10 protein-coding genes are annotated in these 8,759 nt (G+C 71.3%); 4 read left to right on the top strand and 6 right to left on the bottom strand.

What is annotated here, in order from left to right; translation table 11 throughout:
• On the bottom strand, positions 1-588 hold a 588-nt coding region (locus tag VFO68_RS01690), incomplete at its 3' end, for a glycoside hydrolase family 36 N-terminal domain-containing protein (protein ID WP_325156322.1).
• A 30-nt stretch (positions 589-618) separates the two neighbouring features.
• On the opposite strand from VFO68_RS01690, the gene VFO68_RS01685 reads away from it, so the two are divergent.
• From VFO68_RS01685 to VFO68_RS01675, 3 genes are all read left to right on the top strand, one after another.
• Entirely contained in the window at positions 619-1,401 is a 783-nt protein-coding gene (locus VFO68_RS01685) for an SGNH/GDSL hydrolase family protein (RefSeq protein WP_325156321.1), read from the top strand.
• 72 nt (positions 1,402-1,473) lie between these two features.
• Positions 1,474-2,160: a response regulator transcription factor gene (locus tag VFO68_RS01680; RefSeq protein ID WP_325156323.1), complete on the top strand. Its 687-nt coding sequence runs from the start codon at positions 1,474-1,476 to the stop codon at positions 2,158-2,160.
• Positions 2,147-3,607: a HAMP domain-containing sensor histidine kinase gene (locus VFO68_RS01675; RefSeq protein ID WP_325156320.1), complete on the top strand. Its 1,461-nt coding sequence runs from the start codon at positions 2,147-2,149 to the stop codon at positions 3,605-3,607. The genes VFO68_RS01680 and VFO68_RS01675 overlap by 14 nt, the downstream gene beginning before the upstream one ends.
• On the opposite strand, the gene VFO68_RS01670 is transcribed toward VFO68_RS01675, so the two are convergent.
• The gene (locus VFO68_RS01670) at positions 3,597-3,857 is read right to left on the bottom strand and encodes a YciI family protein (RefSeq protein ID WP_325156319.1); all 261 of its coding nucleotides are present in this window, start codon (positions 3,855-3,857) and stop codon (positions 3,597-3,599) included. The two genes, VFO68_RS01675 and VFO68_RS01670, sit on opposite strands and share 11 nt — an antisense overlap.
• Positions 3,858-3,909: 52 nt before the next feature.
• Here VFO68_RS01670 and VFO68_RS01665 point away from each other — a divergent pair, with 52 nt between their 5' ends.
• Positions 3,910-4,422 carry a hypothetical protein gene (locus VFO68_RS01665; RefSeq protein ID WP_325156318.1) on the top strand — a complete coding sequence of 171 codons (513 nt, stop codon included), beginning with the start codon at positions 3,910-3,912 and terminating at the stop codon, positions 4,420-4,422.
• On the opposite strand, the gene VFO68_RS01660 is transcribed toward VFO68_RS01665, so the two are convergent.
• The 4 genes from VFO68_RS01660 to VFO68_RS01645 all read right to left on the bottom strand — a co-directional run.
• Positions 4,419-6,071 carry a fumarate hydratase gene (locus tag VFO68_RS01660; RefSeq protein WP_325156317.1) on the bottom strand — a complete coding sequence of 551 codons (1,653 nt, stop codon included), beginning with the start codon at positions 6,069-6,071 and terminating at the stop codon, positions 4,419-4,421. The two genes, VFO68_RS01665 and VFO68_RS01660, sit on opposite strands and share 4 nt — an antisense overlap.
• A 463-nt stretch (positions 6,072-6,534) precedes the next feature.
• Positions 6,535-7,503, bottom strand: coding sequence for a sigma-70 family RNA polymerase sigma factor (locus VFO68_RS01655; RefSeq protein ID WP_325156316.1), 969 nt, complete (start codon positions 7,501-7,503; stop codon positions 6,535-6,537).
• Between the two features lie 190 nt (positions 7,504-7,693).
• A complete protein-coding gene (dtd, locus tag VFO68_RS01650; RefSeq protein ID WP_325156315.1) occupies positions 7,694-8,119 on the bottom strand; it encodes a D-aminoacyl-tRNA deacylase in 426 nt (141 codons plus the stop codon).
• Positions 8,120-8,144: 25 nt separating this feature from the next.
• Positions 8,145-8,759, bottom strand: a 615-nt coding sequence (locus tag VFO68_RS01645; RefSeq protein ID WP_325156314.1) for a methyltransferase domain-containing protein, incomplete at its 5' end; no start/stop codon positions are given.

Raw genomic sequence — 8,759 nt, 5'->3', positions numbered from 1 at the left:
CGCCGCGCTCCACACCTCGCCGTGGTCCTCGGTGGCGTCCCCCGCGTCCAGCATCACCCAGGGGTTGGTCTCCGGAATGTTGCCGCCGCGCCGGCTGGTGATCACCGTCTCGCCCACCGGCAGCCCACTGCGCCGCAACTGGAACTCCCCGGCCCACGCGCCCACCACGTGGCTGAGCCGGTAACCCGCCCTGGCCGGCAGCGCGAAACCGGCCGAGTCCGCCCGCAGCAGCGTGACCGCCTCGGTTCCGGTGTGCCGCAACGTGATCCACCGCTCGATCACGTCGCTGTCCTCGACCACCCGGTAGTGCAGCGTGATCTCGAGGGGACCGGCCCGGTCCCGCAGCACGATGCCCAGCCGCCCCTCGCCCATCGTGTGGCCCCGATACTCCCACTCCACCCCGCCCCGAACCTGCAGCTCCGGCAACTCGGGCGCACCCGCGGGCAGCGCCCGCGCGGTCGCCGCGTCCACCGGCGCGCCCCAGTGCACGTGCCGTGGCGTGTCCTCCGCCAGCCGCACCACATAGCTCGTGGCGGCGCCGCCGATCAGCCAGGTGCGGCTCGACTCGTCGAAGATCAGCTCGGCCATCCGACGGACGCTATCGGTACCGTGAAGAAGATGAACAGCAGGTGGACGCAGTTCGTCGCGCTGGGAGACAGCCTCACCGAGGGCATCGGCGACTTCGACGTCACCGGGCAGCCCCGGGGCTGGGCCGACCGGTTCGCCGAGGAGATCGCCCGCCGGCAGGGCCGGCTGCGCTACGCCAACCTCGCCGTGCGCGGCCGGCTCACCGCCGACGTGCTCGCCACCCAGCTGGACCCCGCCGTGGCCCTGGCTCCGGACCTGGCCAGCGTGATCGTCGGGATGAACGACCTGATCCGGCCGGCGCCGAACCTGACCGTGGTGTGTGCGCAGTTCGACCACCTGGTCGACCGGATGGCCGGCACCGGCGCGGTGGTGCTCACCGCGACCCTGCCCAACCCCGGCTCGGTGGTGCCGCTCCCCGGCGTGGTGCGCCGCCGGTTCGCCGAGCGGCTCGACCGGTTCAACGATCACATCCGGCACACCTCGGTCCGGTACGGCGCGGTGTGCGCGGACCTGGCGGTGCGCGCGGCGCGCGACGTCGCCGGCTGGAGCGACGACCGGCTGCACCCCGGGCCCTACGGTCACCAACTGGTCGCCGACGAGTTCCTCGACCTGCTCACCGGCGAGCGCTCCGCGGTGGTGGTGGACCGCCCGGTGATCGACCTGGCCACCGAGGACCGCGTGCGGGAGCAGCTGCGCTGGTTCGTGCACTCCGCCGGGCCGTGGCTGTGGCGGCGGGTGCGCGGGCGTCCGGAGGGCCGGCTGGTGACCGCCAAGTTCCCGGCCTACCAACTGCTCGGTGTCACCCAGGGATAGCTCCCAGGCTGCTCCCAGGGAACTCACAGCTTGCCGGGTCATCCTGCCACTGTGGACACGGTGGACCGGGCGATGGTCCTGGTGGTCGATGACGAGCCCAACATCCTGGAGCTGTTGTCGGCCGCCCTGCGCCTGAGCGGTTTCGGCGTCGTCTCGGCGGACAGCGGAGCGGCGGCGGTGGCGGCTGCCCGCGAACACCGGCCGGACATCGTGGTGCTCGACGTGATGCTGCCCGACATCGACGGCTTCGAGGTGGCCAGGAAGCTGCGCGGGACCGACGAGGCGTTGCCGGTGTTGTTCCTGACCGCGCGGGACGGGGTGGCCGACCGGATCGCCGGGCTGACCGCGGGCGGCGACGACTACGTGACCAAGCCGTTCAGCCTGGAGGAGCTGGTGCTGCGGCTGCGGGCGATCCTGCGCCGGACCCGCTCGCCCCGCCCGGACGCCGCCGGGCTGCTCAGCTACGCCGATCTGATGCTGGACGAGGACGCGCACCAGGTCACCCGGGCCGGGCGGCCGGTCGCGCTCTCGCCCACCGAGTTCAACCTGCTGCGCTACCTGATGGTCAACGCGGAGAAGGTGGTCAGCAAGGCGCAGATCCTGGACCGCGTGTGGCAGTACGACTTCAGCGGTGACGGCCGGATCGTGGAGTCCTACATCAGCTACCTGCGCCGCAAGATCGACACCGGGCGGCGGCCGCTGATCCACACCGTGCGCGGGGTCGGCTACTCGTTGCGGGCGCCGCGTGACGACTCCTGAGGATCGCCGGTGGACGCTGCGGGCCCGGCTGGTGGCCGCGCTGCTCGTGCTGGCCACCGTGGCGCTCGGGGTGTTCGGCGTGGCCAGCGTGCTGCTGATCCGCAAGTCCCAGATCGAACGGGTGGACCAGCAGCTTGCCGAGCTGGCCAGCCGGCCGGGCATGTTCCGCCGGCTGCAGCCGCCGCCCGGGTCACCGCCCCGGGACAACCTGCCGACCGAGTTCCGGGTCGCCGTGTTCTCCCCGACCGGGGCGCCGGTCCGCACGGTCGGCGAGCAGGACGACGAGAAGGGCGGCCCGCAGCTGCCGACCATCGACGCGACCACGGTGGACACCCAGAGCCGGGCGCCGTTCACCGTCTCGGACCGGGCCGGTGGGGCGTCCTGGCGGGTGCGGGTGGCCCCGGTCGAGGGCGGGGCCGCGGCGGTGGCGATGTCGCTGGGCACCGTGGAGTCCACCACCCGGCAGCTGGTCGCGATCGAGTTCGCGGTCGGTTCGCTGTTGCTGGTGATCCTCGGCTCGGTGGCGTTCTCCGTGGTCCGGGTCGGGCTGCGGCCGTTGACCAGGATCGAGCAGACCGCCGCGGCCATCGCCCACGGTGACCTGGACCGCCGGGTGCCGGAGGCGGACTCGCGGACCGAGACCGGCCGGCTCGGCCGCGCCCTGAACACCATGATCGGCCGGGTGAGCACGGCGATGCGGCAGCGCGAGCGGTCCGAGGCGCGGCTGCGCCGGTTCGTCGCGGACGCCTCCCACGAGCTGCGCACGCCGCTCACCTCGATCCGCGGCTTCGCCGAGCTGTACCGGCGGGGTGGAGCGGCGCAACCCGAGGACGTGGACCGCCTGATGGGCCGGATCGAGGAGGAGGCGCTGCGCATGGGCCTGCTGGTCGACGACCTGCTGCTGCTGGCCCGGCTCGACGAGCAGCGCGCGCTCGACCTGGACGAGGTGGACCTGGTGGTGCTGGCCGCGGACGCGGTGCACGACGTGGGGGCGCGGGACCCGGACCGGCCGGTGCGGCTGAAGACCCCGGACGGGCCGGTGCTGGTCACCGGCGACGAGCACCGGCTGCGGCAGGTGACCATGAACCTGGTCACCAACGCGGTGACGCACACCCCGCCGGGCACGCCGGTCACGGTCACGGTCACCAGCGAGCCGGCCGGCCGGTCGCGTCCGGTGGCCTCGGCCGGCGCGGTGCTGGACGGGCAGGCCGAGGTGGCCGTGCTGGAGGTGCGCGACCGGGGTCCGGGCATCCCGGACGAGGCGGCGCCGCTGGTGTTCGACCGGTTCTACCGGGTCGACGCCGCGCGGTCGCGGCGCAGCGGCGGCACCGGCCTGGGCCTGGCCATCACGGCGGCGATCGTGGAGGCGCACGGCGGCCGGATCGACCTGCACACCCGGGCCGGCACCGGCGCCACGTTCCGGGTGCTGCTGCCGGTCACCGGATGACCGGCGCCCACTGCCGCTTGCTGACGATGGTGACCCCGGGCGCCCGGTAGTAGGGGTCGTCCTCGAGCAGCCGCTCCAGCTCCTCGGCGTCGTCGATGTCGACGATCAGCAGGGCGCCGGTGTCGTCGCCCCAGGGGCCGGCCATCACGACCACGCCCTGTTCGCGCTGCTCCCGCAGCTTCTCCCGGTGTGCCGGCCGGTGCGCGAGCCGGTCGGGGTTGTCGTCGAAGCTCAGCTCCACCACATACATAGATCAACTCTAGGCGTGCAACCGGTCACGGTGCGAGTACCGTCCAGGAACCATGAGGGCACTTCATGTCATCGGCTCGGCGGCGGTCCTGCTCGCCGTCACCGCCTGTGGGCAGTCGGACCGGGCGGGCTCGCCGGGAACGGCCACGTCCTCCACGGGGATGTCCGCGACGGCCCTCCCCGGGTCGCCGGTGGCCAGCGCGGTGCCGGCGCCGGCGCCCACCGTCCCGTCCCTGCCGCAAGGAGGCACCCAGTTGCCCAAGGGCCAGGTGGACACCGGCGGCCTGCCGCCCTACTACGAGAAGCAGGAAGTGGTGGTCGCCCCGGACGGCATGTCGGTGACGGTCTGGGGGATGGCCAGGGACTCCTGCTCGGGCGTGCAGGGCACGGTGACCGAGGAGACCGACCAGGTGATCCGGATCGTGCTCTCCCCGATGGCGGCCCCCCAGGGCGGGTCGCCGGACAAGGTGTGTGCCCAGGTCCTCACTCCGGTGCCGGTCACCGTCCAGCTCAAGGCCCCGGTGGGCAACCGAACGGTGATCGTCACCGAGAAGCAGACCTACTAGCGGCGGAAGCTGATCTGCAGGGTGGGCGCGGAGGTGCCGGCGAAGAAGTCGTTGCCCTTGTCGTCGACCACGACGAAGGCCGGGAAGTCCTCGACCTCGATCCGCCACACGGCTTCCATGCCCAGTTCGGGGTACTCGAGGACGTCGACCTTGCGGATGCAGTCCTGGGCCAGCCGGGCGGCCGGGCCGCCGATCGAGCCGAGGTAGAACCCGCCGTGCGTCTGGCAGGCGTCGGTCACCTGCCGCGACCGGTTGCCCTTGGCGAGCATGACCAGTGAGCCGCCGGCCGCCTGGAACTGTTCGACGTAGGAGTCCATCCGGCCGGCCGTGGTGGGCCCGAACGACCCGGAGGCGTAGCCGTCCGGGGTCTTGGCCGGCCCGGCGTAGTAGACGGGGTGGTCGCGGAGGTAGTCCGGCATCCCCTCGCCCGCGTCGAGCCGTTCCTTGATCTTGGCGTGCGCGATGTCCCGGGCGACGACCAACGGCCCGGTGAGTGAGAGCCGGGTCCGCACCGGCAGCGCGGCGAGCGCCGCGCGGATCTCGGACATCGGCCGGGTCAGGTCGATGCGCACCACCTCGTCGGACAGTTCGTCGCCGGCCACGTCCGGGAGGAACCGCGCCGGGTCCCGCTCGAGCTGCTCCAGGAACACACCGTCCGCGGTGATCTTGGCCTTGGCCTGCCGGTCCGCCGAGCAGGACACGGCGATGCCCACCGGACACGACGCGCCGTGCCGGGGGAGCCGGATCACCCGCACGTCGTGGCAGAAGTACTTGCCGCCGAACTGCGCCCCGATCCCGAACTGCCGGGTCATGTCGAGCACCTGCTGCTCAAGGTCGACGTCCCGGAAGGCGTGCCCGGCGGCGGACCCTTCCCGCGGCAGCGTGTCCAGGTAGCGGGCCGATGCCAGCTTGGCCACCTTGAGCGTGTACTCGGCCGACATGCCCCCGACCACGATGGCGAGGTGGTACGGAGGGCAGGCCGCCGTGCCGAGCGAGCGCAGCTTCTCGTCCAGGAACCGCGCCAGCCGCGTCGGGTTCAGCAGTGCCTTGGTCTCCTGGTAGAGGAAGGTCTTGTTGGCGCTGCCGCCCCCCTTGGCCAGGAACAGGAAGTCGTACCGGGGTTCGGTGCCCGGCGCGGCATACAGTTCCAGCTGGGCCGGCAGGTTGGTGCCCGTGTTGCGCTCGTCCCAGAAACTCGTCGGCGCGAGCTGGGAGTACCGCAGGTTCAACTCCTGGTACGCCTGGTACACCCCCTGCGAGAGGGCCCGCTCGTCCTGCCCGCCGGTCAGGACGCCTTCGGTGCGCTTCCCGATGACGATCGCGGTGCCGGTGTCCTGGCACATCGGCAGCACACCGCCGGCGGAGATGCAGGCGTTGCGCAGCAGGTCGGTTGCCACGAACCGGTCGTTCGGGCTCGCCTCCGGGTCGTCGACGATGGCGCGTAGCTGGGACAGGTGCGACGGTCGCAGGAGATGCTGAATGTCCGCGATCGCCTCTTTCGCCAACCGGGTCAGCGCGGCCGGCTCCACCTCGAGGAAGGTCCGCCCAGCCGCCGCCACGGTCCGCACCCCGTCCGGGGTGACCAGCCGGTAGTCCGTCTGAGTGTCCGGCCCAAGCGGCAGTACGTCGACATACTCGAACGAGGTCACCTAGCAGGCTCCTTGCACAGTCCTCAACTCCGGCAAAACGCTACTCGGCTGAACCGGCAGGCTCACCAGGCGGTGGATTCACCGCCCCGGATCATGCCGTTGAGCTGCACACTTCCAGATGATCCCCGGCGACCGACAACGGCAGTGCGGGACAGCGGCCCCGGTGCACGGCTGTGGGGCGTTCCGGAAGAAAGCTGCCCCCAAACCAGGCCCCCAACCGGCAACTCGCCGGGCTGGAAGTGGGGACTCGCGGGGGGCGGAAAGTGTTGAGGGGTAGGAAAGCCGAGAGGCCGAGACGGCCCCCGGCCGTCCCGACCTCCCGTGGTAAGCGACCACGTTGCGTCAAACGCCGCCCGCGTCGCGTAGTCTGCGTGGCGTTGACGCTGCCGTGACATCGGTCACAAGTCAATGCCTGCAACAGTAAAGACGCGGTGACGGCAACAAACGTTGCTCGTTAGCCTGATCAGCTTGCGTATGCCCGCAGACGTTCTGCCCGCTCGCCCTGACGAAGCTTCGCCATGACCTCACGCTCGATCTGGCGGACCCGTTCCCGGGACAGCCCGAAGCGCTTGCCGATCTGGTCGAGGGTGCGCGGCTGGCCGTCGTCCAGGCCGTAGCGCAACCGGATCACGGACTGCTCGCGGTCCTCCAGGGTGGCCAGCACCCGCCGCAGGTCGTCCTGCAGCAGCCCGGAGATCACGGCGGACTCGGCGTCGGCGGCCTCGCCGTCCTCGATGAAGTCACCGAGCGGGGCGTCCTCTTCGGCGCCCACGGGCATGTCGAGGCTCACCGGGTCGCGGGCGTGGTCCAGCAGGTCGGCCACCTTCTCCGGGGTCAGGCCGGCTTCGTTGGCCAGTTCCTCGGTGGTGGCCTCGCGCCCCATCTGCTGGTGCATGTCGCGCTTGATCCGGGCCAGCTTGTTGACCTGCTCCACGAGGTGAACCGGCAGCCGGATGGTGCGGCCCTGGTCGGCCATGCCCCGGGTGATCGCCTGGCGGATCCACCACGTGGCGTACGTGGAGAACTTGAAACCCTTGGTGTAGTCGAATTTCTCTACAGCGCGGATCAACCCCAGGTTGCCCTCCTGGATCAGGTCCAGCAGCGGCATTCCACGCCCGGTGTAGCGCTTCGCGAGCGAAACGACCAACCGCAGGTTCGCTTCGAGCAGATGGTTCTTTGCCCGCACCCCGTCCACTACCAGGGCTTTCAGCTCGTTGCGCCGGATGGTCTGAAGCCGGTCCGCCGTCTCGAGCATGTGCTGCGCGAACACCCCCGCCTCGATCCGCTTGGCGAGCTCGACCTCCTCCTGGGCGGTCAGCAGCGCCGTGCGACCTATACCATTGAGATAGACCCGAACCAGATCGGCGGCCGGACCCTGAGCGTCCAGGTCGGCATCGCCGAACTCCGGCTCGCGTTGCTGTGGGACCGTCATCTCCCTCCCCCTTTGTCAGCGGGCTGGTGCGCACCAGTGGCACACACCCTCCAGAACGTGTACGGGACGTGATTCGTTCCCGACCTCCACACCGGATGACGTCGCATTCCTGGGGGCGGTTGCCCAAATCTGGCTGAGGTTTTCCTGAGATCGGCAGAACGTCCAACCGCGACTGGAAGTGTGCGCCAGCTCACACTTCGACGAGCACGGTGAAAGGCCCGTCGTTGACGCTGCGCACCGCCATCGTCGCCCCGAACCGCCCGGTTTCCACGCGCGCTCCGCGTTGCCGCAACTCGGCCACCACCGCCGCGAGCAGCGGCTCCGCCACCTCCGGCCGGGCGGCCGCGGTCCAGGACGGCCGCCGCCCCTTGCGGGTGTCGCCGTAGAGCGTGAACTGGCTCACCACCAACAGCGGCGCACCCGTTGTGGCACAGGACTCCTCGTCCCGCAGCACGCGCAGCTCGTGCAGCTTGCGGGCCATCGTGGCGGCCGCGGTGGCGTCGTCGGAGCCGCTAACTCCCAGCAGTACCAACAGCCCCGGCTCGTCGATCGCGCCGACCACGTGTCCGTCGACCAGAACGCTCGCCTCGGTCACCCGGGCCACCACCGCTCGCACGGCGGCAATGGTCCCGCAGGCCGGCTCAGCGGCGCGCGATGAGGTGGAAGAACCGCGCGGTCAGCAGGTACGGCATCCGGTCGGACAGCGCCAGCTCCAGCCGCTCCAGCTCGGCGAAGAACCGCGGGTCCTGCTTGATCTCGTCGTCGGCGATGTAGTCACACACGCAGCGCACCCCGTACCGGGTGATCAGACCGATGCCCAGCTCGGCCAGCTGGCCGATGGTCTCCCCGGCCGTGCACGCCGGCAGCACCATGTCGAGCAGGTCGACGTAGGAGGTGTCGGAGTCCAGCTCGCGGAGCGCGCGGCGCGGGTCGAGGCCCCGGATCGCGGTGCGCAGCGCGTCGGAGTCGGCGTTCGGCGCCAGCACCGAGAGCAGCCCGTCGGGCCGCAGCGGCGCCAGCACCGCCCGCAGCACCGCGCGGCGGTCTTCCACGTACTGCAACAGGTTGTGGCACAGCACGACGTCGAACGAGTCGGCGGCGAAGAGTTCCGGGGCGTCCTCGGCGGTGGCCTGCACCACGTGCAGCCGGTCGCCCACGTCGAGCGCCTCGGCGTGTTCCTTGGCGTCCCGGAGCATCGCGCCGGCCGGATCGAGCACGGTGACCTCGTGTCCGCGCGCGGCGAGCCGGACCGCGTC

It is taken from the genome of Actinophytocola sp., assembly GCF_035712165.1.
Taxonomy (GTDB): domain Bacteria; phylum Actinomycetota; class Actinomycetes; order Mycobacteriales; family Pseudonocardiaceae; genus DASYTH01.
The sequence above is the reverse complement of the archived record's forward strand: the minus strand, read 5'-3'. Positions and strand labels throughout refer to the sequence as shown.